The organism is Streptomyces sp. NPDC058955, assembly GCF_042741435.1.
GTDB lineage: Bacteria > Actinomycetota > Actinomycetes > Streptomycetales > Streptomycetaceae > Streptomyces.
In genome coordinates this window covers 86,779-111,232 of sequence record NZ_JBHYKM010000002.1, presented here as the reverse complement: position 1 = coordinate 111,232, position 24,454 = coordinate 86,779, and the positions used below count along the sequence as shown (strand labels likewise).

Below are 24,454 nucleotides of genomic sequence, written 5' to 3'. Positions count from 1 at the left end.
CGGGTTTTCGCGGGGTGCGTTACGGGGCGTCGACCGCCGCGCGCCAGGTGCGGACCGCGTCGGCGGAGACGGGGGCGGTCCAGCCCTGCGGGCGGGCGGCGCCGCCGATGTGGAAGGCGGTGAGGCCGGCGGCGCGCAGGCGCGGGAGGTGGTCGAGGCGGAGGCCGCCGCCGACCAGGATCTGCGGCTCGTAGCCGGGTTCGCCGGCGCGGGCGGCCTCGGCTTCGAGGACCGGGAGTCCGGCGTCCACGCCGGCGGCGGCGCCGGCGGTGAGGTAGGTGTCGAGGCCGGGGAGGTCGGCGAGGCGCTTGCGCAGCCCGTCGCGGTCGGCGGCGCGGTCGATGGCGCGGTGGAAGGTCCAGCGGGCGCCGTCGAGGACGGCGATGAGCCGCTCGACGGCGACCAGGTCGGGTTCGCCGTCGGGGGTGAGGAAGCCGAGGACGAACTGGTCCGCGCCGGCCGCGCGGAGCTCCGCCGCCCGCCCGGCCAGCGCGTCGATGTCGCCCGCCGCGAAGCCGTCCGCCAGGCGGAGCATCACGCGGAGCGGGATGTCGACCGCGCGGCGGATGGCCGTGAAGGTGGCCGTCGACGGGGTGAGGCCGTCCGCCGCCATGTCGGTGACGAGTTCGAGGCGATCGGCGCCCCCGGTCTGGGCGGCGACCGCGTCCTGCTCGTCGAGGGCGATCACCTCCAGGACAGCACGGTTGCTCATTGCGCCCATTCCTCCATGAATGACGACTACAGGTCTAGTCCAATGACCAGACTAGCCGTGCTGGTGACCTCCCGCATCGTGCTCTGCCGTCCCGGAGGAAGTCGCCGACGGGGCCGCCGGCGCCGCGGACGGGGTGCCGGCCTTCACCGTGAAGGCGGCCGTGCGGACCTTGCCCTCGTGCTGGAAGTCGAGGAAGAGGCGGTAGGTGCCGGTGCTCGGCGCGGTGGCGGTGAAGGAGACGTCGGGGCCGGGGCCGCCCTCGTTGGGGTGGACGTGGAGGTAGGCGAGGTCGCCCTGGCGGAGGGCGACCAGGTGTCCGTACGCGCCGAGGTAGGGCTCCAGGTCGGTGACCGGCTTGCCGGCCTTGGAGACGGTGAGGCGCAGCTCGCCGGACTTGCCGGGGTCGAGGGTGCCGCCGAGGCGGACCTGGTAGCCGTCGACGGTGGCGGTGGGCGCGGCGGCGGGGAGCGGCTCGGGGGTGTAGGTGCCGGGGACGCCGAGGTCGACGCCGAGGGTCAGGTTCTTCGCGCCCTTCGCGGCGGGCTTGAAGTCGGCGAACGCCTTGTAGCCGCCGGCGGCCGGCAGGTCGGCGTCGACGGTCCAGGTGCCGTCGGCGGCCTTCACGGGGTGGAGGTGGCGGAAGACCGTCAGGTCGCGCGAGGCGACGATGAAGTGGAGCTCCTTGCCGTGCTCGGTGGTGAAGGCGGTGACCTTCTTCCCGGTGGCGTCCTTGACGGAGAACTTCAGGGTGCTGCGGCCGGCCGGCGGGGTGGGGGTCTCCAGGGCGAGGGTGTAGCCGCCGTCGGAGACCTGGAGGCCGCCGGGGAGTTCCGCGCCGGCCTGGGCGGGGGCGGCCTCGTCATGGCCCGCGTGGCCGTCGGCGGAGGCGGGGGCGGAGGTGGGGGCGCTGGGCCGTGGCGTCGCGGCCGCGTGCTCGCCGTGCTCGGCCTTCTGCGGCTGCTCGACCGGGCCGACGCCCTTGCCGACCCCGTACGCGGTGCCGAAGGTCGCGGCGAGCGCGGCGGCGAAGGCGGTGATCTTCAGTCCGGTGTTCATGGCTGCTCTCCCCTGTGCGGATGCGGATGCGGCTGTGTGGTCGGTCTCTGTTCCCTGCACTTCACCATACCCCTAGGGGGTATCAAGTCAAGTCGCTCCGATACTTGCGCCGGATACCACCGGGGGGTATACATGGACCCACACCGCCGATACCCCCCGAGGGTATCGCGGTCCACTGGACACACGATGGAGGACGACATGGGTTCCTGCTGCACCCCCGACAACAGCTGCTCGACCGGCACCACCACCGCGGTCGCCGTCGCCGACGCCACCAGCACCGTCTACGCGGTCTCGGGCATGACCTGCGGCCACTGCCGGACGGCCATCACCACCTCCGTGAGCGCGCTGGAGGGCGTCCTCTCCGTGGACGTCGACGTCGACGCCGGCCGGGTGACCGTCACCACCGACGGCGCCCCCGACGACGCCGCCATCGCCGCGGCGGTCGACGAGGCGGGCTACGAGCTGACCGGCCGCGCCTGATCGTCGGCCTGGCCGACCGCGCCTGACCGATCCGGCCGCCGGGGCCCGTCCCGTACCCCCGCCCGGGCCCCGGCCCCCGTGCACAGGAAAGAAAGAGGGAGCAGTTTCATGACCACGACGACCCCCGGCACCGCCCAGGTCGAGCTCGCCATCGGCGGCATGACCTGCGCCTCGTGCGCGGCCCGGATCGAGAAGAAGCTCAACCGCATGGACGGGGTCGAGGCCACCGTCAACTACGCGACCGAGAAGGCGAAGGTCACCTTCTCCGCCGACATCCCGGTCGCCGACCTGATCGCGACCGTCGAGGCCACCGGCTACACCGCCGCCGAGCCCGAGCCGCCGAAGAGCGAGACCCCGGGCGAGGGCGGCCCCTCCGACGAGGAGCGGGCCGACGAGGAGCTGCGGCCGCTGAAGCAGCGGCTGATCACCGCCGTCGCCCTCGCCGTGCCGGTCATCGCGATGGCGATGGTCCCGGCGCTCCAGATCGAGTACTGGCAGTGGCTGAGCCTCACCCTCGCCGCGCCGGTCGTCGTCTACGCCGCCTGGCCCTTCCACAAGGCCGCCTGGACCAACGCCAGGCACGGCGCGGCCACCATGGACACGCTGATCTCGGTCGGCACGATCGCCGCGTTCCTGTGGTCCCTGTGGGCGCTGTTCTTCGGCACCGCCGGCACCCCGGGCATGACGCACCCCTTCGAGTTCACCATCGCCCGCACCGACGGCGCCGGGAACATCTACCTGGAGGCCGCGGCCGGCGTCACCGCCTTCATCCTGGCGGGCCGCTACTTCGAGGCCCGCTCGAAGCGGAAGGCCGGCGCCGCGCTCAAGGCGCTGATGCAGCTGGGCGCCAAGGAAGTCACGGTCATCAGGAACGGGCGCGAGATCACCGTGCCCACCGCCGAACTCCAGGTCGGGGACCGCTTCCTGGTCCGCCCGGGCGAGAAGATCGCCACCGACGGCACCGTCGTCGAGGGTTCCTCCGCCGTGGACGCCTCCATGCTCACCGGCGAGTCCGTGCCCGTCGAGGTCTCCGTCGGCGACTCCGTCACCGGCGCCACCCTGAACGCCGGCGGCCGGCTGGTCGTCGAGGCCACCCGCGTCGGCGCCGACACCCAGCTCGCCCGGATGGCGAAGCTCGTCGAGGACGCGCAGAACGGCAAGGCCGCCGCCCAGCGGCTCGCCGACCGGATCTCGGCCGTCTTCGTCCCGATCGTCATCGCGCTCTCGCTCGGCACGCTCGGCTTCTGGCTCGGCACCGGCCAGGGCCTCACCGCCGCCTTCACCGCCGCCGTCGCCGTCCTGATCATCGCCTGCCCGTGCGCCCTGGGCCTGGCCACCCCGACCGCCCTCATGGTCGGCACCGGCCGCGGCGCGCAGCTCGGCATCCTGATCAAGGGGCCCGAGGTCCTGGAGACCACCCGCAAGGTCGACACCATCGTCCTGGACAAGACCGGCACCGTCACCACCGGCCGGATGACCCTGCTGAAGGTCCACACCGCCGCCGGTACGGACGAGACCGACGTGCTGCGCCTGGCGGGCGCCCTGGAGCACTCCTCCGAGCACCCGATCGCCCAGGCCGTCGCCACCGGCGCCGCCGCGAAGGTCGGCGCCCTGCCCACCCCCGAGGACTTCGCCAACATCCCCGGTCTCGGCGTCCAGGGCGTCGTCGACGGGCACGCCGTCCTCGTCGGCCGCGAGAAGCTGCTGGAGGAGTGGGCGATGTCCCTCCCGGCGAGCCTCAAGGCCGCGAAGGACGCGGCGGAGAAGGCCGGGAAGACGGCCATCGCGGTCGCCTGGGACGGGGAGGCCCGCGCGGTCCTGGAGGTCGCCGACGCGATCAAGGAGACCAGCGCGGAGGCGATCCGCCGGCTCAAGGGCCTCGGGCTCACCCCGATCCTGCTGACCGGCGACAACAAGGCGGTCGCGGAGGCCGTCGCCGCCGAGGTCGGCATCGGCGAGGTCATCGCCGAGGTCATGCCGCAGGACAAGGTCGACGTCGTCAAGAGGCTGCAGGCCGAGGGCCGTTCGGTCGCCATGGTCGGCGACGGCGTCAACGACGCCGCGGCGCTCGCCCAGGCCGACCTCGGCCTGGCGATGGGCACCGGCACGGACGCCGCCATCGAGGCCGGCGACCTGACCCTCGTACGAGGGGACCTGCGGGCCGCGGCGGACGCCATCCGGCTCTCCCGCAGGACCCTCGGCACCATCCGCTCGAACCTCTTCTGGGCCTTCGCCTACAACGTGGCGGCCCTGCCGCTCGCGGCGGCCGGACTGCTCAACCCGATGATCGCCGGTGCCGCGATGGCCTTCTCCTCGGTCTTCGTGGTCGGCAACAGCCTCCGGCTGCGCGGCTTCCAGGCCGCGGACAAGTGACCTCCGGACCCTCGACCTGACGGGAGCCCGCCGTGGCCGGTTACGTGCAGCACAAGGAAGACATCATCAGAAGGCTCCGGCGGATCGAGGGCCAGGTCCGGGGGGTGCAGCGGATGGTCGACGAGGACGTCTACTGCATCGACGTCCTGACCCAGGTCTCCGCGATCAACGCGGCCCTCCAGTCCTGCGCGGTCGCCCTCCTCGACGAACACCTCAGCTGCTGCGTCACCGAGGCCATCGCGGCCGGCGGGGACCAGGCGAAGGTGAAGGTCGGCGAGGCGTCCAAGGCGATCGCCCGGCTGATCCGGACCTGACGGAGTCCGGCACCGCCCCCGTGCGAGGGGCCCGCGACAGCGGGCCTCCGCACGGGGGCGGTGGCCGTGTCCGGGGCCGTCACGAACCCGCCACCTTACCCCTAGGGGGTATACCTCGGGCGGGTGTGCGACCCGTACGATGAGCCGCCCGCAAGGGGAGGGGATGCACGTGCGCCGGCTGGGAGAGCTGGAGGCCGAGATCATGGACCGGCTGTGGGCCTGGCAGCGGCCCGCCACCGTCCGCGAGATCGTCGACGACATCAACCGCGGCCGCCGGGTCGCCTACACCACCGTCATGACGGTGGCCGACATCCTGCACCGCAAGGGCTGGCTCCGCCGCGAGAAGGCGGGCCGGGCCTGGCTCTACGAACCCGTCCGGGGCCGCGAGGAGTACACCGCCGGTCTGATGCGCGACGCCCTCGGCGACAGCCCGGACCGCCCCGCCGCCCTGCTCCGCTTCGTCGAGGCCATCTCCGACGAGGACGTCGAGGCCCTCGACGCGGCCCTCCGCACGGCCCGCGGCGAACCGGCCCCGGAACCGGGCCCGGAACCGGCCGCGTACGACCCGCGCGCCGACGTCGACCCCGGCGACGACCCCGGCGACGGCGCCGGTGCAGCCCGCCCCGCGGCGGGGGCCTGGCGGGGGGTCCGGGCGGACGGTACGGGCCTGCGGGGAGGGCGCGCGTGAACCACCACGTCCTCGTCCCCCTCGGGCTCGCGCTGCTCTCCGGGTTCGGCGTCCCCTGGCTGCTGGTGCGGGCCCGCTGGGCCCAGCAGGTGCCCCGGCTCGGGGTCACCGTCTGGGCCGCCTGCGGCGCCGTCTTCATGGTGGCGAGCGCCCTGCTCCCCGCGCAGCTGCTGCTGCCGGGCGAAGCCGGCCACCGCCTCACCGACATGGTGCTCACGCTCCGACTCCCCACCCCCGGGCAGCTGTTCGCGCTGCGCGGGCGGGAGGCCGCCGCGCTCGGGGTGGCCACCGCCGTCCTCGCCGTCCCGGCCGCCGCGCTCGCCCGCCGGCTGCTGAGCGCCCGCCGGGCCCGGCGGGCGCACGGGGACGTGCTGCGCCTGATCGGACGGTACGACCCCGAGCTGCGCGCCACCGTCCTCGACCACGCCCGGCCCGCCGTCTACTGCCTGCCCGGCCGGGTCCGCCGGGTCGTCGTCTCCTCCGGCGCCGTCGACACCCTGACGCCCGCGCAGCTCGCCGCCGCCCTCGCCCACGAGCGGGCGCACATCGCGGGCCGGCACCATCTGCTCGTCGCCGCCGCCGAGGCGTTCGGCGCCGTCTTCCGGCGGCTGCCGCTGGCCCGGCACGGCTCCACCGCCGTCCCGCTGCTCCTGGAGATGGCCGCCGACGACCGGGCCCTGCGCCGCTGCACCCGCGACGCGCTCGCCACCGCGCTCTACGCCCTCGCCGCGGGCCGCGCGCCGCGCGCCGCGTTCGCCGCGGGCGGCCCCTCGGCCGTCCTCCGGATGCGCCGGATCCTCACCCCGCACCGGGCCGGACACCCCGTGCTGCGCGGGCTGCTGACGATCGGCACGGCCTCCGCGGCGATGACTCCGCTCGTCGTCGCCTGTTGTTCCTTCCCGGCCTAATGTCCGGACCAACTCGACTATTTACTAAGCGAATTCGTAGATTTCGCATCGGTCACGCGGCCGGGAATCGGTCGCTATTGTGGGTACGTTGGTCCTCCGGCACACCACGGCGCTCGGCACGGCGAAGGGTACAGATCCAATGCAGCTCGCTGGCGTCCGCACGGCAGCGGCCGGCGACGCGACTCCGATTTCCCGGCTGCTCGCCGACGCGATCCGGAGCAGCTATGCCGGAATGCTGGAGGAAATCCCGCTGCGCCGGCTGATCTCCACACAATGCGCGCTGCCGCGGATACGCGCGGAAATAGAAATTCCGGGGGGTGCGCCCGGCTGGCTCGGCTGGCTGGTCGCGGAGAACCCGGAGGGCCGGCTCGTCGGGGTCGCCGCCTGCGGGGTCCCGGTGCCGGGCGAGGGCGAGCTGTACGCGCTGGCGGTCGAGGAGGGCGCGCGCCGCCGCGGGATCGGTACGGCCCTGCTGGCGGCGGCCACCGACCGGACGCGCGGCTACGACGCGCGGGAGCAGCGGGTGCAGCTGCCGGTGGAGGCGGACCCGGCCCTGCCGTTCTACCGGGAGCGGGGCTTCGCGGCGCTCGGGCCGACCCGCTGGGGCCGCGCGGTCTGAGGCCGCCCGCGGCGGGTCGCGCCCGGCCGTGGCAGATCCACGCCATCGCGTGTTCACGCAGCCCGATCCGGTGGATCGGGGCTCCCTCCGCAGGTCAGGATGGTCGCAGCGGCGCGGTCCCGGCGGCACGGGCACCTCGCCCGGACGGCATGGACCGCGCGAGCCCCTGGAGGAGCGATGCACACCCCGAGCGGCACTTCCCTGCCCGCCGTGCCCGCAGCGCTCGCGCCGGTCCTGCCGTCCCGATACGACCGGGAGCGGGCTCCGGCCGCCGGGGCGGGGGTGCGGATCGCCTCCGACGCCCTGCCCGGCCTGGAGTCCGTCGCCGCGATGGACGAGGGGTCGGTCTGGCTGCACGACGCCCTGCTCGGCCCGCACAGCGCGGACATCGTCCGGTACCTCGGCCTCGCCCGCTCCACCGGCGGACCCGTCCTGGACCTCGGCTCCGGCGCGGGACGGCTCGCCGTCCCGTTCGCCCGGCACGGCTTCGCCGTGGAGGCCGTGGACCGGGACGCCTCGGCACTGGAGCGCCTCGACGGCTGGGCCCGCCGGATCGGCCCGCAGGTGGCCGGTCTGGTGGTGACGCACCGGGCGGACCTCTCCGAGCTGCGGCTGCGCGGGAGTTACCGGCTGGCGCTGCTCGCCGGCGCGATGGTGTCGGCGGTGCCGCCGGCCCGCCGGCCGGGGCTGCTGCGGGAGGTCGCGGACCATCTGGAGGCGGGCGGGGCGCTGGCCCTGGACTACACGGCGCACCGGTGGCCGGGGCTGGTGGCGGAGCCGCGCAGGACGTGGGCCTTCCAGGTGCCGCGGTTCGACGGGATCGACGAGTGGGTGGTGGCGCGGCAGGACTTCGACCTGGGGGCGATGAGCGAGCGGGTCACCTACTGCTCGGCCAGGACCGGGAAGCTCTCCACGGAGCGGACGGTGCTGACCACCGACAAGTGGATCGTGGACCAGGACCGGCTGGCGGCCGAACTGCACGCGGCGGGGCTGCACATCGAGGGCCGGCGGCGGCTGCGGATCGACGAGCGCACGGAGTCGGTGCTGCTGGTCTGCCGGCCCGGTGAGTGACGTCCGGGGCCCGGCCGCGCGCCCGGCCGCGCGCGCCGGCCCCCCGCGCGGCGGGCCGCGGCCCGGGGGCGGGGGGGCCCGGCCCGGGCCCCCCCCCGGCCCCGCGCGCGCGCCGGCGCCCCGGCCCGCGGCGGTCGGCCCCCGGCGCGCGGGGGGGGGCCGGGGCCGGGCCGGGGCGGGGCGCCCCCCCCCCGCCGAGGTCCTCACGGAGGCGGTTCTCCAGGGTGGAGAGCTGTTCGGCCGAGGCTTCGGCGAGGTCGGGACGCAGCAGGGCGCGGGCCGATCCGCGGACGGCCAGGGCCGCCGCGTGTTCGCGTTCCGCCTCGTGGCGCAGGGCGAGCGCGGGGGCGACCCGATCGGCCTTGAGGGCGAGGTCGAGGGCGGCCTGGTCCCGGTCCCGGTCGGGGATCCGGGCGGTGAGCGCCTCGCGGCGGCGCACTGCCTCGGCGTGCCGGGCCTGGCGGGCGGCGAGGTCCCGGGCCTGTTCCGCCGCGGCGCGGGCGATGGCCTCGGCGTGTTCGGCCGTGGCGAGGCGTACGCCGGCGATGTCGGCGGCCTCTCGGGCCTCGGTGCGGGCGACGGCGCCCCAGCCGAGGACGGTCTCGGCGAGGCCGGGCTCGCCGGGCTTGCCGTCGACGGGGGTACGGGCGACGGGAAGGCCCTCGGCGGCCTGGGCCATGCGGTGGGCGAGCGCGAGGAGCCGGGCGTCGCCCTCCTCGACGCGGTGGGCGGCGGCGCGGCGCAGTTCGGCGAGGCGTTCCTCGACGGCGGCGAAGCGGCGGGTGTCGAAGAGACGGCCCAGGAGCTTGCCGCGGGCCTCGGCGTCGGCGCGCAGGAAGCGGGCGAAGTCGCCCTGCGGCAGCAGGACGACCTGGCAGAACTGGTCCCTGCTCATGCCGAGGAGCTGGGTGATCTCCTCGCCGATCTCCTGGTGGGACTTGCTGAGACCGGTCCACGCGCGCGTGGCGGGGTCGTACGCGCGCAGGGTGCTCTGTGCCTTCTCGGTGGTGAAACCTCCGCCGCGCTTCTTGGGCCGCGGCTGTGCGGGACTGCGCCTGATCTCCAGGCGGCGGCCGCCGACGGTGAGTTCGAGCAGCACCTCGGTGGGGGTGTCCACGGGCGCGTGGTCGCTGCGGAGGGTGGTGCCGGGGGCCTGGCGGGCGCCGGGCACGCTCCCGTACAGGGCGAAGCAGACGGCGTCGAGGACGGAGGTCTTGCCGGCGCCGGTCGGCCCGTGGAGGAGGAAGAGTCCGGCGGTGGACAGGGCGTCGAAGTCGACGGTCTGGGTGGTCCCGAAGGGTCCGAAGGCGGTGATCTCCAGCCGGTGCAGCCTCATCGGCCCCCCTCGCGCTCGGTGGTGGCGGCGTCGACGCGGACGTCGTCGAAGGCGCCGTACAGCACGGTCCGTTCGGCCTCGTCGAGTCCGCCGCCGGCGCGGACGTGGGTCACGAAGTCCTCCGCGATCTGCTGGTCGCTGCGGCCGCGGAGCCGCTGGGCGTAGGAGGCGAGGGAGTCGGTGTCGGCGCGGTCGGGCTCGAAGACGAGGTTGAGGGTGTGCGGGAAGCGTTCGGCGAGCCGGGCCATCGGGTCGTGGGGGCGTACGGCGTCGGTGAGGGTGGCCTCGATCCAGGAGTCCTGGTGCCGGTCGTGCGCGGGGTCGGCGAGCAGGTCGTCGAGGCGTCCCCGGAGCCGGGCGAGGGGGCGCGGCACGGGGCAGTCGACGCGCTCGGCGGCGGTGACGGCTCCGTCGGCGCCGAGGTCGATCAGCCACATGGTCTTGCGGTGGTCGGCCTCGGAGAAGGAGTAGGCGAGCGGGGAGCCGGAGTACCGCACGCGCGGGGTGAGGGTCTGGGAGCCGTGGAGGTGGCCGAGGGCCACGTAGTCGACGCCGTCGAAGACGGCGGTGGGGACGGCGGCGACGCCGCCGACGGTGATGTCGCGCTCGCTGTCGCTGGGCGCGCCGCCGGCGACGAAGGCGTGGGCGAGGACGACGGAGCGGGTCCCGGCGGGACGCGCGGCGAGGTCGGCGCGGACGCGGTCCATGGCCGCGGCGAGCACCGACTCGTGCCCGGACTTCGCTGCGCCGAGCTGCTCGCGTACGAGAGCGGGCTCCAGGTACGGCAGGCCGTAGAGGGCGACCTCGCCGTGGGCGTCGGTGAGGACGACGGGGGTGCCGATGCCCGCCGGGTCGGTACGGAGGTGGATGCCGGCGCGGCCGAGGAGTCCGGCGCCGACGCCGAGGCGGCGGGCGGAATCGTGGTTGCCGGAGATCATGACCGTGGGGACGCCCGCCTCGGCGAGCCGGTGCAGCGCGCGGTCGAAGAGTTCGACGGCCGGCAGGGGCGGCACGGCGCGGTCGTAGACGTCGCCGGCGACGAGGACGGCGTCCACCTCGCGGTCGCGGACGGTGGCGACGAGGTGGTCGAGGAAGGCGGCCTGGGCGTCGAGGAGGCCGACGCGGTGGAAGGACCGGCCGAGGTGCCAGTCCGAGGTGTGCAGGAACCTCACGTCGTCATCCCACCCCGCATGCGCGTGCCGCTCCTCGCCCCTGGTGTCTCTCTTGTGTGTCCACCACGTGTGTGTCCACCACGCTAACCCGGCGGGGGCTGTGGGCGGGGCCACACGGCGGATGGGGCGAGAGCCGGGACGGGGGTCGGGCCGTCGCGGGCGGGCGGGGCTGGGCCGTCGTGGGCGGGCTGGGCGGGCGGGGCGGGCGGGGCGGGCAGGGGGCGGCGCCTCGCGGGCGGGCGGGGCGGGTGCTGGGTCAGGCGTCGCCGTACGCCTCGCCGCCGAGTTCCACGGTGGCGGCGCCGGCGGTGACGTCGGCGAGCCACGCCCGGAAGGCGGGCACGTCGGCGTCGGGGAGGCCGATCTCGATGGTGACGGCCTCGGCGTACCGCACCTCGCGTACGGCGCGGCCGGTGGACCGGAGGTCGTTCTCCAGCTTTCCGGCCCGCTGGTGGTCGACGGTGACGGTGGCGAGGCGGTAGCGCTGCCGGGTGATGGTGCCGAGCGCGTCGAGCGCTTCGCCGACGACGCCGCCGTACGCGCGGATCAGACCGCCTGCGCCGAGCTTCACGCCCCCGTAGTAGCGGGTGACGACGGCGGCGACGTACCGCATCTCGCGGCGGAGCAGCATCTGGAGCATGGGGACTCCGGCCGTGCCGCCGGGCTCGCCGTCGTCGCTCGCCTTCTGGACGGACGCGTCGGCGCCGAGGACGTAGGCGAAGCAGTTGTGGGTGGCCGTCGGGTGCTCCCGGCGGATGCGCGCCACGAACTCCTGCGCCTCGTGCTCGTCGGCGACCGGTGCGAGTGCACAGAGGAAGCGCGAGCGGTTGATCTCGGTCTCGTGGACGCCCTCGCGGGCCAGCGTGCGGTACTGCTCCTGCATTCCGCCAGCCTACGTGCCGTACAGGTCCCTTTCGGCGCCGCCCGGGCCGCACGGTTCCACCAGGGTGGAGGCGGCTCCGGGGGCGTCGGGCTGGCCGACGTAGGAGAGAGCCCGCAGGGCAAGTGCCCAACCGAGGCGTGCCTCGCCCGATTCGCTGGAGCGGCCGGTGAGCTCGGCGACGCGTCCGATGCGGTTGAGCACGGTGTTGCGGTGGCAGTAGAGGAGTTCCGCCGCGCGGGAGGCGGAGCAGCCGTGGTCGAGCCAGACGCGGAGGGTGGTCAGGAGTGCGGTGCGTTCGCCGCCGGTGACGAGGACGGGCCCGAGGTTGACGGTGACGATCCGCTCCGCGATGTCGGGGCGTCCGCTCAGCAGGATCTCCGCGAGCCGCGCGTCGAAGACGGCGGCCTCGCCGCTGCCGGCCTGGAGGGTACGGAGGGTCTGCTCGGCGAGCCGGAGGGCGCGGCCCGCCTGGGAGAGGCGTTCGAACTCGGGCGAGACGCCGGCGGTGGCGCCGGTGCGTTCGCGCAGCGCGTCGAGGAGCCGGAGCAGCACCGGGTCGGGGCGGGCGCCGGGCGGGGGCAGTCGTCCGGCGGGCGTGTCGCGGCGCGGGAGGCGGACGATGCCGGCGTACCGGCCCGAGCGGGGGCTCCAGAACGACCACAGCCCCTGGGCCTCCAGGACGGGCGCCGGATGCGGCGGCGCGGCCGGGTCCTGGGTGGCGACCACGACGACGTACCGGTCCTGGGCGGGCACGCCGAGCGCGGCGGCCGCGGCGGACGCGACGGCGGGGTCGTCGGCGCGGCCGTCGAGGAGCGCCTCGAAGAGGGCGGCCCGGCGGGTGTCCTGGCGGTTCTGGAGCTCCAGCTGGCCGAGGCGGTACGCGTCGGCCATCGCCACCGAGTAGCGGTCGATGGTCTCCCAGACGGCGCCGGCCATGTCGAGTTCCAGGTCTCGGCTGTCCGCCGGGCGGCCGGCCCGGGTGCGCAGGTGCTCGGCCATCATCTGCCAGAGGACGCGCCCGCCGCGGCGGTACGCCTGGAGGACGGTGTCGAGCGGTACGCCCTGCTCGGCGCGGCGGCGGCCGGTCTCGCGGGCGGCGCCCTCGAAGTCGCCGCCGGTCGGGGCGAGCCCGCCGAAGTCCTCCAGGGCGCGCAGCATGTTGTCGCGGCAGATCGCCCAGAGGTCCTCCCGGGAGACGGGATCCCCCGAGGCGTACGTGCCGGAGTGGGCGCGGATGTCGGCGACGGCCCGATCGGTGAGCCGGTCGACGTCGGCGAGGAGCGCGGTGGCGAGGGAGCGGCGCAGGGCGCCGGAGCCGCCGGCCGATCCGAGCGGGGTGTGCGCGCGGTGCGCGCCCGTCACGTCGGGTGAGGGGCGCGACGGGGGGCCGGACGGGCGGTCGCGCGAGGGGTCGGGGGCGCCGGGCGGGCGGGGCGTCATGGCTCGCACCGTAGCGCCGCGCTTTGGCGATTGCCACGCTCCGGGAGTGGCCGAGGGGCCGATGCCCAGCTGTGAAAGGCACATGATGGGCGTCTGCACATGGCCTCGGGGCGCTTCCACGATCGATTCTGTGCCGTGTCACGGAATGTTGACACCGCCGTCAACTCCACGTCTCTGGAGCGTGTCATGTCACTGAACGTCGCCGGCGTGCTGGGCGAGTCCGCCCGTCACTTCCCCGACCGGATCGCCGTCGTCGAGGGTGCGAGCCGGTTCACCTACCGCGAGCTGTGGGACGCGGCGCTGCGCTGCGCCGCCGGGCTGCGCGAGGCGGGGGTGAAGCCGGGCGACCGGGTGGCGGTGCTGCTGCCGAACACGACGGAGTTCCTGCGCGTGTACTACGGTGCGCTCGCCGCCGGCGCCACCGTCGTGCCGGTGCACGCGCTGCTCGTCGCCGACGAGGTGCGTTTTGTGCTGGAGCACAGTGGCGCGGTCGCGATCGTGAGCGGCGGACCGTTGTGGGCGGTCGCCGACGAGGCGGCCCGGGCGGCCGGTGTGCGGGCCTTCCAGGGGGCGCCCTCGGCGCCGGAGCCGCTGGCCGCGGTGGAGCCCGCCGGGCCGTCCGACACGGCGGTGATCCTCTACACGAGCGGCACCACGGGGCGCCCCAAGGGCGCGCGGCTGACCCATCTCAACATCGTCATGAACGCCGCCGTCACCTCGCAGGATCTGCTCGGCCTCGGCGCGGACGACGTCGTGCTCGGCTGTCTGCCGCTCTTCCACAGCTACGGCCAGACGTGCGCGATGAACGGCACGCTGCGCCAGGGAGCCACGCTTGTGCTGATGCCCAGGTTCAGCGGGCCGGCGGCGCTGGACGTGCTCGTCGACGAGGGCGTGACGGTGTTCATGGGCGTGCCGACGATGTACCACGCGCTGGTGGAGGCCGCGGCCGGCTCGGACCGGCGGCCCGAGGCGCTGCGTGCGGCGGTCTCCGGCGGCGCGGCGCTGCCGGTCGCGGTGCTGGAGCGCTTCGAGGAGACCTTCGGGACACAGATCCTGGAGGGGTACGGCCTGACGGAGACTTCGCCGGTTGCCACGTTCAACCAGCCGCACCTCGGGCGCCGCCCCGGCACGGTGGGGCATCCGGTCTGGGGCGTCGAGGTCGGCGTGGCCGACGCGGCGCTCGACGACGCGATCCGGCTGCTGCCGGACGGCGAGATCGGCGAGGTGGTGGTGCGGGGGCACAACGTCTTCGCCGGCTACCTGGACGATCCGGAGGCGACGGCGGCGGCCGTCGTGGACGGCTGGTTCCGCACCGGCGACCTCGGCGCGCGGGACGAGGACGGCTTCCTGCGGATCGTCGACCGGAAGAAGGACCTGGTGATCCGGGGCGGCTTCAACATCTATCCGCGCGAGGTCGAGGAGGTACTGGTCCGTCACCCGTCGGTCTCCGAAGTCGCCGTGATCGGCGTCCCCGACGAGACGAAGGGCGAGGAGGTGTGTGCGGTCGTGGTGCGCCGCGCCGGCACCGCCCCCGTCACGGAGGACGAACTCGTCGACTGGGCGCGCGAACGCCTCGGCCGCCACAAGTACCCGCGCGTCGTCCGCTTCGTCGACGCGCTGCCCCTGGGCCCGACCGGCAAGATCCTCAAGCGCGCCCTGGTGACACCGGCGCCCTGACCGCCGCGCCGGAGAGCCGACGCCGCGCGTAAGCCGGTCCGTACGCCGCCCCGCGCCGCACTGACCCGCACCGCCCTGCCCCGACCCGCCCCGCCCCGCCCCGCCTCGCCCCGGGGGCCGAGCCCGCTCTCGGGGCTTTGCCCGACACAGCTTCGGCGACGTCCGTCTCCGACAGGCCGGCGGCGGCGCACCCACTCGACACGGAAGGACTCGGTCATGACGACGCCGGACCAGGATCGGGATCAGTACGCCGGGTACGGAGCGGGGGCGCCGGAGGCCGCCCTCGTCGCGGGGAGGGTGAGGGGGGCGTACGTGGCGGACGGTGTCGCCGGCTTCCTCGGCGTTCCGTACGCGCGGGCGCCGTTCGGGCCGCTCCGCTTCCGGGCGCCGGAGCCGGTGGAGCCGTGGGAGGGCGTGCGGAAGGCGACGGAGTTCGGGCCGACCGCCCCCAAGCGGCCCTACGCTCCGCCGCTGGACGCGCTGTTGCCGGATCCCACCGTCGAGGGGGACGACTGCCTCCACGTCAACGTGTGGGCGCCCTGGGGTGCCACCGGTCCCGAAGACAGCGGCAGGCCCGTGATGGTGTGGATCCACGGTGGTTCGCTGATCCACGGTTCGAACGCCGTGCCCGTCTACGACGGGACCGCCTTCGCGCGTGACGGTGTCGTCCTCGTCTCCGTCAACTACCGGCTCGGAGTGGAAGGGTTCGGCGTCTTCCCCGACGCGCCCGCCAATCTCGGGCTGCGCGATCAGATCGCCGCGCTGGAGTGGGTGCGGGAGAACATCGCGGCGTTCGGCGGCGATCCCGGGCGGGTGACGGTCTTCGGGGAGTCGGCGGGCGCGATCTCGATCGCGGCGCTGCTCGCCTCGCCGCACGCGCGCGGTCTGTTCCGGCGGGCGGTCGTGCAGAGCGGGGCGCCGATGGCGCTGCCGCTGGAACGGGCGCGGCGGACGACGCAGGCGATAGCCGAGCGGCTGGGGATTCCCGCGACGGCGGAGGCATTCGCGGCGGTGGACCGGGAGCACCTGCTCACGGTCCAGGCAGAGGTGACGGCGAAGGGCTCGCCGCTGACGGGCGGTGGGCACTCGTTCCAGATCGTGGTGGACGGGGACGTGCTGCCGCGCGATCCGGTGGAGGCGCTGACGTCCGCAAGCGCGGGCGCGAGCGCGGATGCCGGCCGGGGGAAGGCGTCTGGGCACCTGCCCAAGGTCGAAGCTGCCGTGGATTCCGCCGAGGTGGACCTGCTGTTGGGCACGACGGCGGAGGAGTACCGGCTCTGGTTCGTGCCGAGCGGGCTCGTCGAGCGGTTGTCGCCGGTGATGCTGCGGCTCGCCCTGTGGAAGACGCGGGTGCCGTCCCGTACGGCGCGCGTCTACCGGGCGAACCGGCCGCAGGCGCGGCCCGGCGAGGTCCTGGGCGCGCTGGCGACCGACAAGTTGCTGCGGGTGCCGTTGAACCGGGTCGCCGACGCGAGGCTGCGGTCGGGGGCGGCCGGCCGCACCTTTCTGTACGAGTTCGGCTGGCCGTCGCCGGTGCTCGGATTGGGCGCCTGCCACGCGCTGGAGCTCGGCTTCGTCTTCGACACCCTGGACACGCCGGAGGCGGAGGCGATGACGGGCCCGGACGCGCCGCGCGAACTGGCGGCGGCGATGCACGCCGCCTGGGTGGCGTTCGCGACGGAAGGTGATCCCGGGTGGCGGGCGTGGGACGCGGAGCGGCCCGTCATGACCTTCGGCCCGGGCCGGCCGTCCCTGGTGCTGGCCCCTCGCGAGGACGAACGCCGCTCCTGGGACGCCTGAGCGCTCCCCGGCCGCCGAGCGCCCGCCCGGAACGAGGAAGGAAACGGGAAGGATCCGGGGGCTCGGCGGGTTCACCTCGGAGGAAGCCCCCGCACGGACAGAAGGCAGGCACCAGGGATGAGCGTCGACACCACGACCACCGAGGCGACGGAGCGTTCCGAGGAGGAGACCGTCCGCCGGATCCTGACCGGCACGGGTGACACCTGGGCGATCGTGGGTCTCTCGTCCAACCGGGAACGTGCCGCGTACGGCGTGGCGGCGGTCCTCCAGCGCTTCGGCAAGCGGATCGTGCCGGTCCATCCGAAGGCGGAGACCGTCCACGGCGAGCCCGGCTACGCCTCCCTCGCCGACATCCCCTTCCCGGTCGACGTCGTCGACGTCTTCGTCAACAGCGACCTCGCCGGTGCGGTCGCCGACGCGGCGCGGGAGATCGGCGCGAAGGCGGTCTGGTTCCAGCTCGGCGTCGTCGACGAGGCGGCGTACGCCCGCACGACGGACGCCGGACTCGACATGGTGATGGACCGTTGCCCCGCGATCGAGATCCCGCGCTTGGGCTGATGCCCAACCAGGCCGTTGCACCACCAGGCCGTTGCGCCACCGGGCGGTCTCACACCCAGCGTCAGCTCGCCGTCATGCCGCGGTCAGTTCGCCGTCATGCCGCCACCGTCAGGCCGCCGTCAGGTCGTCGCCGGGACGCCCAGCCCCTCCAGGACGATGGCGTTGGGGAGTTGGGCAAATGCCTTGCCCGGGACGATGATCTTGCCGCGGCGGCGGCCGCTGCCGACGAGGACCCACGGGGTGTCGACGACGGCCGCGTCGATCAGCAGCGGCCAGTCGGCGGGAAGCCCGATGGGGGTGATGCCGCCGTACTCCATGCCGCTGTCGCCGGTCGCGGTGTCCATCGGGGCGAAGCGCACCTTGCGGACGCCGAGGTGCTTGCGTACGACGCCGTTGACGTCGACGCGGGTCGCGGACTTCACCACGCACGCCGCCAGGGTCGTCGTCTCGCCCCGCTTGCCGGCGACGACCACGCAGTTCGCGGACTCGTCGAGGAGCGCGGGGCCGTAGTGCTCGACGAAGACGGCGGTGTCGGCGATGGCCGGGTCGGTGTCGACGTAGAGGACCTGGTCGGCCGGGACCGGGCCGGTCCAGGCGCGGACGGCCGCGGCCACGGGCGCCGTGAGCAGGTCCAGGCAGTCGGGGGCGGACAGGGCGTCGTCGAAGTTTCCGATGGGTGCGCGCATGCGCGTCACGCTAGCCGCTCCCGTCCGCCGCGCGGCCGGACGTCTCAGCGTACGGGCGGGATGGAGACGGCCATGGTCATCTCGACCGTCTCGTCGCCGTCGTTGCGGTACGTGTGCGGGGCCGCGGCCTCGAAGACGGCGGAGGTGCCGGCGGGGACGGTGTGCTCGACGCCGTCGACGACCAGGGTGAGCACGCCGGCGACGACGTGGAGCAGTTCGGTGGTGCCCTGCGGGTGCGGGTCGGAGGCGCTGCCTTCGCCCGGGACGAGGGACCAGGACCAGAGTTCGAGGGGGCCGCGGGCCTCGGTGCCGACGAGCAGGGTGGTGTGGCTGCCGGCGGGGGTGGACCACATGCGGACGGCCTGCTCCGGCGGGACGAGCCGGACGTGGGGGCCCTGCTCGTAGTCGAGGAGGGTCGTGATGGAGACGCCGAGGGCGTCGGCCAGCTTCACGGTGGTGCCGACGCTCGGGTTGGACCTCGCCTGCTCGATCTGGATGATCATGCCGCGGCTGACCCCGGAGCGGGCGGCGAGGGCGTCCAGGGTGAAGCCCCGTTCGTTGCGCCAGCGCTTCAGGTTGCGGGCGAGCGACTGGGTCAGCTGGTCGAGGTCCGACACATTCCGTCCAATATCCTGGATGACATAGTTCAACAGACTGCACTAAGGTGCAGTGCACCCGACTGTGCACTGCACTGTACTGCGACGCCCCACCCCCTACCTGCCTGCGAGGACCCCCCATGACCGCCGCGTTCGCCCTGGCCACCGCCCTCCTGTGGGGCTTCGCCGACTTCGGGGGCGGACTGCTCACCAAGCGCATCCCGGCCCTCACCGTCGTCGTGGTCTCCCAGTGCCTCGCGGTCGTCGTCCTCGGCACGGTCGTCGTCGCCACCGCGGCGTGGACCGAGGCCGGTCCCGAGCTGTGGTTCGCGGTCGCCGCCGGCGTCGTCGGACCGGCCGCCATGCTCGCCTTCTACAAGGCCCTCGCGCTCGGCCCGATGGGCGTCGTCTCGCCGCTCGGCTCGCTCGGTGTGGTCGTCCCCGTGACGGTCGGCCTGCTGCTCGGCGACCGGCCGGGACTGTTCCAGGTCGGCGGCATCGCCGCGGCGGTCGTCGGCATCGTCCTCGCGGGCGGCCCGGAGCTGCGCGGTGCGCCGGTCCAGCGGCAGGCGGTGCTGCTCACGCTCTTCGCCGCGTTCGGCTTCGGTGCCGTGATGGCGCTGATCGCGGAGGCGTCCACCACGCTGACCGGCCTGTTCCTGGCGCTGTTCGTGCAGCGCGTGACCAATGTGGCCGTCGGCGGCGGAGCCCTGTACCTCTCCGTACGGCGCGGGGGCCGCGCGCTGCCCGCCGAGGGGTTCGGGGTGATCCGCGGCGCGCTGCCGGCGCTCGCCTTCGTGGGCCTCGCGGACGTCGCCGCCAACGGTACGTACGCGCTGGCCGCGCAGCGCGGCCCGGTCCTCGTGGCCGCCGTGCTCGCCAGCCTCTACCCGGTCGTGACCGCGCTCGCCGCCTTCGGCGTCCTCCGCGAGCGGCTGCGGGCGATCCAGGCGGCCGGGGCGGGCCTCGCGCTCGTCGGCACGGTCCTCATCGCGGGCGGCTGACGCGCGCCACCGCGCAGCGGCGGAACCCTCAGGAGGCCGATGCCTCGGTCGCCCGCTCCGCCTCGATCGCCCGCTCCGCCTCGGTCACCCGGCCGGTCTCGGCCACCAGGTCCGCCTCCGCCGCCCCCGCCGCCTCCTCCTGCTCGACCTCCCAGGCCGCCAGCGCCGCCAGCTGCTCGGGGGTCACGTCCTCCGGGATGGGCTTCGGGGCGGGGGTGCGCAGCGGCGGCTGCCAGCCCCGTTCCGGATCCCAGCGGCGTACGACCCTGGCCGGGGCGCCCGCCACCACCGAGTGGTCCGGCACCTCCCCGCGTACCACCGCACCGGCGGCCACCACGACGTTGCGGCCGATCCGCGCGCCCGGCAGGATCACCGCCCCCGTGCCCAGCCAGCAGCCGGGGCCGATCGAGACCGGTTCGGAGCGGGGCCACTGGCGGCCGATGGGCTCGTGGGGGTCGTCGTAGCTGTGGTTGGTCGAGGTGATGTAGACGTACGGCCCGCAGTAGGTGTCCGAGCCGATGGTGATCGTGGTGTCGGCGATGACGTGGCTGCCGCGGCCGAGCACGACGCCGTTGCCCAGGGTGAGGACCGTCTCCGTGCCGAGGTCGAGCCCCGGCAGCATGCCGGCCGTCAGGGTGACCTGCTCGGCGATGATGCAGCACTCGCCTATCTCGATCCACCGCTCGCCGAAGACCGTGCCCTGCGGGAAGGCCAGTCGGGTGCCCGCGCCCAGCCGCCGGAACCGCAGCTTCCCCGGGTGCTCCGCGGTCACCGCGCCCGCCTGCTGCGCCCAGCGCCAGCCGCCCTGGAGGGCGTGGGCGACGATCCGGCGCCGCCAGGCGGCGAGGGATGAGAACGTGTTTCCGTTTCTGGGCACTCCGCCACCGTAGTCGGCGGCGTCGGGCCTGATCAGTGCGGTCCCCTGTGATGTCCGTCATGGGCTCCGGCATAGGGTGCGGGCAGCAACCGGAAGGCGCGACACCCCACGGCCGCACGGGCCGTAGAGACCCACAGGAGTGACCCCCATGGCAGAGGCGTTGATCCAGGCCGTCGGCGGCAAGGAGCCGAGCGTCGACCCGACCGCGTTCACGGCCCCGACCTCGGTGGTGCTCGGCGAGGTGACGCTCGGCGCGCGGGCCAGCGTCTGGTACCACGCGGTGCTGCGCGCGGACTGCGGTCCCATCACCGTCGGCGAGGACTCCAACATCCAGGACAACTGCACCGTCCACGTCGACCCCGGCTTCCCCGTCTCCATCGGCGACCGGGTGACGGTCGGGCACAACGCGACCGTGCACGGCTGTGTGATCGAGGACGACGTGCTCGTCGGCATGGGCGCGACCGTGCTCAACGGGGCGCGGATCGGCGCCGGCTCGCTGGTGGCGGCGCAGGCACTGGTGCCGCAGGGCATGGAGGTCCCGCCCGGCTCGCTCGTCGCCGGCGTCCCCGCGAAGGTGCGCCGCGCGCTGACCGAGGAGGAACGGGCGGGCATCCGGCTGAACGCCGAGATGTACCTCCACCTGGCCAAGGGCCACGCGGAGGCGTACGAGGGCTGACCGCGGGTCCCTCGCGCACGACGACGGAGGGCGGCGCCCGGGGATGGTCCCGGGCGCCGCCCTCACGTACGGTCCGGCCCCAGTCCGCCGCGACCGGCTCCGGCATGAGTTCGCCGCGACCGGCTCCGGCCTCAGTCCGCCGCGACCGGTTCCGGCTTCAGCGGTGCCTCCGCGGGCTGCGCGGACGCCTCCGCCGCGGCCTTCTTGGCGCGGTTCTTGATGATGAGCATCGAGGTGACGCCGACGAGGACGGCGAGCACCAGGCCCAGCCAGGAGAAGCGCTTCAGCCATGCCTCGGCGACGATGCCGACGGAGTAGATGACGGCGGTGGTGCCGCCCGCCCACAGGATGCCGCCGAAGACGTTGGCGACGAGGAACTTCCAGTACGGCATCTTCAGGACGCCCGCGAGGGGCCCGGCGAAGATCCGCAGGAGGGCGATGAAGCGGCCGAAGAAGACCGCCCACATGCCCCACTTCTGGAAGGACCGTTCGGCCAGGGCGATGTTCGCCTCGCTGAAGTGTTTCGGGAACTTGCCGCCGAGCCAGGCGAGCAGCGGACGGCCGCCCTTGCGGCCGATGGCGTACCCGATGGAGTCGCCGATGATCGCGCCGGCGGTCGCGCAGCCGCCGAGCACGTACGGGTTGATGTCGCCGTGCTGCGAGGCGAGCAGGGCCGAGCTGACGAGGACGATCTCGCCGGGGAGCGGGATGCCGAGGCTCTCCAGTCCGATCACCACCCCCACCAGCGCGTAGATGGCGACGGGCGGGATCGTCTCCAGCCACTCCTGGACGTGCAACGCGGTCCTCCCGTCGGTGCCGGCGCGGCCCCGGTCGCGGGCCGCTGCGGTGGCGTGCCCCGCGTCGGGCACGCCGGGGCAGCCTACCCGCTCAGCCCTGCCGGACCTCGACCGTGGTGCCGAGCCCGGGGTCCGCCGCCGACCGGCCGACGCGCAGCGGCCGGCGGCCCGTCCCGAGGACGAATCCGTCGCGTGCGGTGTCCCAGGAGGAGAGGGTGCGGGCGGTGAGGTGGACGGTGACGCGGCGCCGTTCGCCCGCGGCGAGTTCGACCCGGCGATAGCCGGCGAGGACGGAGGCGGGCTGGTCGACGCCGCGTGCGGTGAGGTCGGGCGCGGGGCCCAGGTAGACCTGGGCGACGTCGACGCCGGGGCGGCGGCCGGTGTTGCGGACGGTGAAGGTGACGTCGATGCCGCCGGATCCGCCAGCCGCGGGGCCCGCGGTGAGGTCCTCGTAGGCGAAGGCCGTGTACGACAGGCCGTGGCCGAAGGGGAAGAGCGGGGCGACGCCCTCCTTCTCGTACCAGCGGTGGCCGATGTGGATCCCTTCGGAGTACTCCTCCACCCCGTCGCGTCCCGGGTAGCGGCGCGGATCGCCGGCGGTCGGATGGCGGTCCTCGGCGGCCGGGAAGGTCTGGGTGAGGCGGCCGCCGGGGTCGGCGTCGCCGAAGAGCACGGCGGTCGTCGCGGCCGCCCCCTCCTGCCCCGGGTAGTACATCTGGAGGACGGCGGCGGTCCGCTCCAGCCACGGCATGGTGACCGCCGACGAGGTGTTGAGGACGACGGTCGTGCGCGGGTTGACGGCGGTCACCGCCTCGATGAGGGCCCGCTGCCGGCCGGGGAGCCCGAGGCTCGTGCGGTCCTGGCCCTCGGTGGCGTCCTCGTACGCGAACAGGACGACGGCGTGCGCCACGCGCGCGTGGCGGACGGCTTCGTCGAGATCTGCGGCGCGGTGGGCGCCGGTGACGGCGCGGAGCCGGAAGAGCTGCCCGCCGGTGCTGCCGTGGGCGGTGACGGCGAGCGTGTGCGGTCCCGCGCCGAGGCGCACGGTGGCGCGGCGGACGGCGAGGCCGTCAAGGGCAGCAGCGAGGAGGCCGCCGGCGAAGTACTCGGCGACGCCCTCGCGGACGGGGAAGAGTTCGGTGCCGTCGAGGGTGACGGTGGGGCGGGTGCCGCTGTAGTGGACGAGGAAGGTCCACTCGTCGGCCTCGGTGGTGGTGAGCGTGGCGGTACGGCTCCACTCGGCGCCGGCCGCGACCCCGACCGCGTCGAGGTCGAGCGCGGGAGTGAGCGCGGGCAGCGGGCGGCCGAACAGGTCCTCGCCCGTGGCGTACGTGACGGCGGCCCCCGTCCCCGCTCGCGCGCGGATCGTGTCGAGGGGGCGGGCGGCGGCGTCGGGGACGTGGCCGGCCTGGCCGAGCTCGCGGGGTCGGGGGCGCCGTGGAGGAGGGAGACCCTCTCGTCGAGGGTGAGGCGGGCGAGGAGGTCGTCGACGCGGGTGCCGGGAGGGGCGGCGGCGGTCTCCGTGGTGGCGGTCGTCTCCGGGGTGAGGGCCGCGGCGGGTGCGGTGGCGTGGGCGGTGCTTCGGGCGAGCGCCGTCGTGCCGGCGACGGCGCCTCCGCCGGCGAGGGCGAGCAGCAGCGCCCGGCGGGAGAGCCGGACGCGGACGCCCCGCACGCGCGCGTGACCCCGGCGGGATTCACCCGGGGCGGGGGCCGGGACGGGGGCGTGGTCGCGGTCGCGGTGGTGGTCGGGGGTCGTCGTCTCGTCGGACACGCGGCGGCTCCAGGGCGCGGACGGCCGACCGCCTGCTGCGGCGGCCCGGTGCGGGGGCGGCGGTCGGACGCCACGGCGCCGGGCCCGGCCCCGTGCGCAGTCTGCGGGACGCCTCCGACGCTTGCGCCCCGCCGCCCCGGGGCGGACCCGACCCCCACCCGAAGGGCGGTGGTCGGGTGCGGGGCCTACCCGGTGCGGTCGGGCCTCGCGAGAAGGCCGTGCGTCAGTGGAAGAGCAGGGAGGCGTCGCCGGCGGCGGTGGTGACGGATCCCGGGCAGAGGAAACTGCCGGAGGTCTTCGTCGCGGTGAACGCCTGGTTCACGTACCTGCGGGTGGTGCCGTCCCGGTTCAGCAGGACGTTGCTCGCCTTGTAGCGGCAGGAGATGCCGTACTGCGTTCCCGTGATGTCGATGACGTCGGCCCTGGCCCGGCCGGCCGCGTCGTCGAAGGTGACGTTGGGGTTGTTGTTGAGGGCGGCGGTGATGCCTCCGCTGCAGCTCAGGTTGCCACCGGGGGCGTTGATGCTGGTGCGGTCGATGGACAGCGCGGTGGGCGGGTTGGCGCTGGTCCGGGCGTTGGTCCAGGTGCAGGTGCTGCCCGAGACGACGATCACGCCGTCGACCTGCTGCGTCGCCGTCGAGTCGAAGGCGTTCGCCGCCGTGGCCGCTCCGGCGGTGGCTGCGATGATCAGGGCGGTGGCACAGGTGAGTGCCGATATCTGCCTCATGTCGCTCCTTCTGGCCGCTTCCTTGTGGGATGTGCGCGCCATGAAAGGTCCCATGGGCCTCTTGAATTGTCAGGTACACGTCAATAGATTGGCCGGATAGCGCCCCAGAGGCGAGAGGTCCACCGATCGCACCGCCGGTCCGGCACGGCCCCGGGGGCGGGGCCCCCCCCCCCCCGCCCCCCCGGGGCGGGGCGCCGTGGGGGGGGGGCCCGGGCGCGCGCGCCCCCCCCC

Annotated in this window: 22 protein-coding genes and 2 pseudogenes; 12 read left to right on the top strand and 12 right to left on the bottom strand. The window is 74.7% G+C overall.

Going from position 1 to position 24,454, the window contains the following annotated elements; genetic code table 11:
• Positions 1-19 precede the first annotated feature (19 nt).
• Both ACFW1I_RS01535 and ACFW1I_RS01530 read right to left on the bottom strand, forming a co-directional pair.
• Entirely contained in the window at positions 20-712 is a 693-nt protein-coding gene (locus ACFW1I_RS01535; protein WP_384665018.1) for a copper homeostasis protein CutC, read from the bottom strand.
• A gap of 51 nt (positions 713-763) precedes the next feature.
• The gene (locus tag ACFW1I_RS01530) at positions 764-1,768 is read right to left on the bottom strand and encodes a hypothetical protein (RefSeq protein WP_384665016.1); all 1,005 of its coding nucleotides are present in this window, start codon (positions 1,766-1,768) and stop codon (positions 764-766) included.
• Positions 1,769-1,966: 198 nt separating this feature from the next.
• On the opposite strand from ACFW1I_RS01530, the gene ACFW1I_RS01525 reads away from it, so the two are divergent.
• The 7 genes and pseudogenes from ACFW1I_RS01525 to ACFW1I_RS01495 all read left to right on the top strand — a co-directional run bounded on the left by ACFW1I_RS01525 (position 1,967) and on the right by ACFW1I_RS01495 (position 8,221).
• On the top strand, positions 1,967-2,248 hold the full coding sequence (locus tag ACFW1I_RS01525; protein WP_384665015.1) for a cation transporter: 282 nt from the start codon (positions 1,967-1,969) through the stop codon (positions 2,246-2,248).
• A gap of 108 nt (positions 2,249-2,356) precedes the next feature.
• On the top strand, positions 2,357-4,621 hold the full coding sequence (locus ACFW1I_RS01520) for a heavy metal translocating P-type ATPase (RefSeq protein WP_384665013.1): 2,265 nt from the start codon (positions 2,357-2,359) through the stop codon (positions 4,619-4,621).
• A 32-nt stretch (positions 4,622-4,653) separates the two neighbouring features.
• Positions 4,654-4,935 carry a metal-sensitive transcriptional regulator gene (locus ACFW1I_RS01515; protein WP_031010474.1) on the top strand — a complete coding sequence of 94 codons (282 nt, stop codon included), beginning with the start codon at positions 4,654-4,656 and terminating at the stop codon, positions 4,933-4,935.
• A gap of 169 nt (positions 4,936-5,104) precedes the next feature.
• Positions 5,105-5,458: pseudogene (locus ACFW1I_RS01510) on the top strand (BlaI/MecI/CopY family transcriptional regulator); the annotation flags it as partial.
• A gap of 161 nt (positions 5,459-5,619) precedes the next feature.
• The gene (locus tag ACFW1I_RS01505; protein WP_384665012.1) at positions 5,620-6,531 is read left to right on the top strand and encodes a M56 family metallopeptidase; all 912 of its coding nucleotides are present in this window, start codon (positions 5,620-5,622) and stop codon (positions 6,529-6,531) included.
• 139 nt (positions 6,532-6,670) lie between these two features.
• Positions 6,671-7,150: a GNAT family N-acetyltransferase gene (locus tag ACFW1I_RS01500; RefSeq protein ID WP_384665010.1), complete on the top strand. Its 480-nt coding sequence runs from the start codon at positions 6,671-6,673 to the stop codon at positions 7,148-7,150.
• A gap of 177 nt (positions 7,151-7,327) precedes the next feature.
• Positions 7,328-8,221 carry an SAM-dependent methyltransferase gene (locus ACFW1I_RS01495; RefSeq protein WP_384665008.1) on the top strand — a complete coding sequence of 298 codons (894 nt, stop codon included), beginning with the start codon at positions 7,328-7,330 and terminating at the stop codon, positions 8,219-8,221.
• Between the two features lie 190 nt (positions 8,222-8,411).
• Here the strand turns inward: ACFW1I_RS01495 and ACFW1I_RS01490 are convergent.
• From ACFW1I_RS01490 to ACFW1I_RS01475, 4 genes and pseudogenes are all read right to left on the bottom strand, one after another.
• Positions 8,412-9,557 (bottom strand): annotated as a pseudogene (locus ACFW1I_RS01490) (AAA family ATPase); the annotation flags it as partial.
• Positions 9,554-10,729 carry an exonuclease SbcCD subunit D gene (locus tag ACFW1I_RS01485; protein WP_384665006.1) on the bottom strand — a complete coding sequence of 392 codons (1,176 nt, stop codon included), beginning with the start codon at positions 10,727-10,729 and terminating at the stop codon, positions 9,554-9,556. The gene ACFW1I_RS01485 and the pseudogene ACFW1I_RS01490, both read right to left, overlap by 4 nt.
• A gap of 256 nt (positions 10,730-10,985) precedes the next feature.
• A complete protein-coding gene (locus ACFW1I_RS01480; protein WP_384665005.1) occupies positions 10,986-11,612 on the bottom strand; it encodes a YigZ family protein in 627 nt (208 codons plus the stop codon).
• A gap of 9 nt (positions 11,613-11,621) precedes the next feature.
• Complete coding sequence (locus ACFW1I_RS01475; RefSeq protein WP_384665003.1) at positions 11,622-13,052, bottom strand: PucR family transcriptional regulator; 1,431 nt, start codon at positions 13,050-13,052, stop codon at positions 11,622-11,624.
• A gap of 186 nt (positions 13,053-13,238) precedes the next feature.
• Between ACFW1I_RS01475 and ACFW1I_RS01470 the strand changes: the two genes are divergently transcribed.
• From ACFW1I_RS01470 to ACFW1I_RS01460, 3 genes are all read left to right on the top strand, one after another.
• Positions 13,239-14,729: a long-chain fatty acid--CoA ligase gene (locus tag ACFW1I_RS01470; protein WP_384665001.1), complete on the top strand. Its 1,491-nt coding sequence runs from the start codon at positions 13,239-13,241 to the stop codon at positions 14,727-14,729.
• Between the two features lie 216 nt (positions 14,730-14,945).
• Complete coding sequence (locus ACFW1I_RS01465) at positions 14,946-16,529, top strand: carboxylesterase/lipase family protein (RefSeq protein WP_384664999.1); 1,584 nt, start codon at positions 14,946-14,948, stop codon at positions 16,527-16,529.
• 117 nt (positions 16,530-16,646) lie between these two features.
• Positions 16,647-17,087, top strand: coding sequence for a CoA-binding protein (locus ACFW1I_RS01460; protein ID WP_384664997.1), 441 nt, complete (start codon positions 16,647-16,649; stop codon positions 17,085-17,087).
• A 119-nt stretch (positions 17,088-17,206) separates the two neighbouring features.
• Here the strand turns inward: ACFW1I_RS01460 and ACFW1I_RS01455 are convergent, their stop codons facing one another.
• Together ACFW1I_RS01455 and ACFW1I_RS01450 are read right to left on the bottom strand one after the other, a co-directional pair.
• Positions 17,207-17,773 carry a YbaK/EbsC family protein gene (locus ACFW1I_RS01455; RefSeq protein WP_384664995.1) on the bottom strand — a complete coding sequence of 189 codons (567 nt, stop codon included), beginning with the start codon at positions 17,771-17,773 and terminating at the stop codon, positions 17,207-17,209.
• 44 nt (positions 17,774-17,817) lie between these two features.
• The gene (locus tag ACFW1I_RS01450; RefSeq protein ID WP_384664993.1) at positions 17,818-18,390 is read right to left on the bottom strand and encodes a helix-turn-helix domain-containing protein; all 573 of its coding nucleotides are present in this window, start codon (positions 18,388-18,390) and stop codon (positions 17,818-17,820) included.
• Positions 18,391-18,509: 119 nt separating this feature from the next.
• Here ACFW1I_RS01450 and ACFW1I_RS01445 point away from each other — a divergent pair, with 119 nt between their 5' ends.
• The gene (locus tag ACFW1I_RS01445; protein WP_384664991.1) at positions 18,510-19,373 is read left to right on the top strand and encodes an EamA family transporter; all 864 of its coding nucleotides are present in this window, start codon (positions 18,510-18,512) and stop codon (positions 19,371-19,373) included.
• 28 nt (positions 19,374-19,401) lie between these two features.
• On the opposite strand, the gene ACFW1I_RS01440 is transcribed toward ACFW1I_RS01445, so the two are convergent.
• Positions 19,402-20,250, bottom strand: a complete 849-nt coding sequence (locus tag ACFW1I_RS01440; RefSeq protein ID WP_384664989.1) for an acyltransferase — start codon at positions 20,248-20,250, stop codon at positions 19,402-19,404.
• A gap of 148 nt (positions 20,251-20,398) precedes the next feature.
• Here ACFW1I_RS01440 and ACFW1I_RS01435 point away from each other — a divergent pair, with 148 nt between their 5' ends.
• Positions 20,399-20,926, top strand: coding sequence for a gamma carbonic anhydrase family protein (locus ACFW1I_RS01435; protein ID WP_384664987.1), 528 nt, complete (start codon positions 20,399-20,401; stop codon positions 20,924-20,926).
• Between the two features lie 131 nt (positions 20,927-21,057).
• Here the strand turns inward: ACFW1I_RS01435 and ACFW1I_RS01430 are convergent, their stop codons facing one another.
• The 3 genes from ACFW1I_RS01430 to ACFW1I_RS01420 form a co-directional block, all read right to left on the bottom strand.
• A complete protein-coding gene (locus ACFW1I_RS01430) occupies positions 21,058-21,723 on the bottom strand; it encodes a DedA family protein (RefSeq protein WP_384665166.1) in 666 nt (221 codons plus the stop codon).
• A 91-nt stretch (positions 21,724-21,814) separates the two neighbouring features.
• On the bottom strand, positions 21,815-23,089 hold the full coding sequence (locus tag ACFW1I_RS01425; RefSeq protein ID WP_384665164.1) for a glycoside hydrolase family 3 C-terminal domain-containing protein: 1,275 nt from the start codon (positions 23,087-23,089) through the stop codon (positions 21,815-21,817).
• A 630-nt stretch (positions 23,090-23,719) separates the two neighbouring features.
• The gene (locus tag ACFW1I_RS01420) at positions 23,720-24,223 is read right to left on the bottom strand and encodes a hypothetical protein (protein ID WP_384664985.1); all 504 of its coding nucleotides are present in this window, start codon (positions 24,221-24,223) and stop codon (positions 23,720-23,722) included.
• Positions 24,224-24,454: the final 231 nt, after the last annotated feature.

Bases quoted from the DNA above. Each gene is read 5' to 3' on its own strand.
- ACFW1I_RS01535 (WP_384665018.1), bottom strand. From the start codon at position 712: ATGAGCAACCGTGCTGTCCTGGAGGTGATCGCCCTCGACGAGCAGGAC.
- ACFW1I_RS01530 (WP_384665016.1), bottom strand. From the start codon at position 1,768: ATGAACACCGGACTGAAGATCACCGCCTTCGCCGCCGCGCTCGCCGCG.
- ACFW1I_RS01525 (WP_384665015.1), top strand. From the start codon at position 1,967: ATGGGTTCCTGCTGCACCCCCGACAACAGCTGCTCGACCGGCACCACC.
- ACFW1I_RS01520 (WP_384665013.1), top strand. From the start codon at position 2,357: ATGACCACGACGACCCCCGGCACCGCCCAGGTCGAGCTCGCCATCGGC.
- ACFW1I_RS01500 (WP_384665010.1), top strand. From the start codon at position 6,671: ATGCAGCTCGCTGGCGTCCGCACGGCAGCGGCCGGCGACGCGACTCCG.
- ACFW1I_RS01495 (WP_384665008.1), top strand. From the start codon at position 7,328: ATGCACACCCCGAGCGGCACTTCCCTGCCCGCCGTGCCCGCAGCGCTC.
- ACFW1I_RS01480 (WP_384665005.1), bottom strand. From the start codon at position 11,612: ATGCAGGAGCAGTACCGCACGCTGGCCCGCGAGGGCGTCCACGAGACC.
- ACFW1I_RS01475 (WP_384665003.1), bottom strand. From the start codon at position 13,052: ATGACGCCCCGCCCGCCCGGCGCCCCCGACCCCTCGCGCGACCGCCCG.
- ACFW1I_RS01470 (WP_384665001.1), top strand. From the start codon at position 13,239: ATGTCACTGAACGTCGCCGGCGTGCTGGGCGAGTCCGCCCGTCACTTC.
- ACFW1I_RS01465 (WP_384664999.1), top strand. From the start codon at position 14,946: ATGACGACGCCGGACCAGGATCGGGATCAGTACGCCGGGTACGGAGCG.
- ACFW1I_RS01460 (WP_384664997.1), top strand. From the start codon at position 16,647: ATGAGCGTCGACACCACGACCACCGAGGCGACGGAGCGTTCCGAGGAG.
- ACFW1I_RS01455 (WP_384664995.1), bottom strand. From the start codon at position 17,773: ATGCGCGCACCCATCGGAAACTTCGACGACGCCCTGTCCGCCCCCGAC.
- ACFW1I_RS01445 (WP_384664991.1), top strand. From the start codon at position 18,510: ATGACCGCCGCGTTCGCCCTGGCCACCGCCCTCCTGTGGGGCTTCGCC.
- ACFW1I_RS01435 (WP_384664987.1), top strand. From the start codon at position 20,399: ATGGCAGAGGCGTTGATCCAGGCCGTCGGCGGCAAGGAGCCGAGCGTC.
- ACFW1I_RS01420 (WP_384664985.1), bottom strand. From the start codon at position 24,223: ATGAGGCAGATATCGGCACTCACCTGTGCCACCGCCCTGATCATCGCA.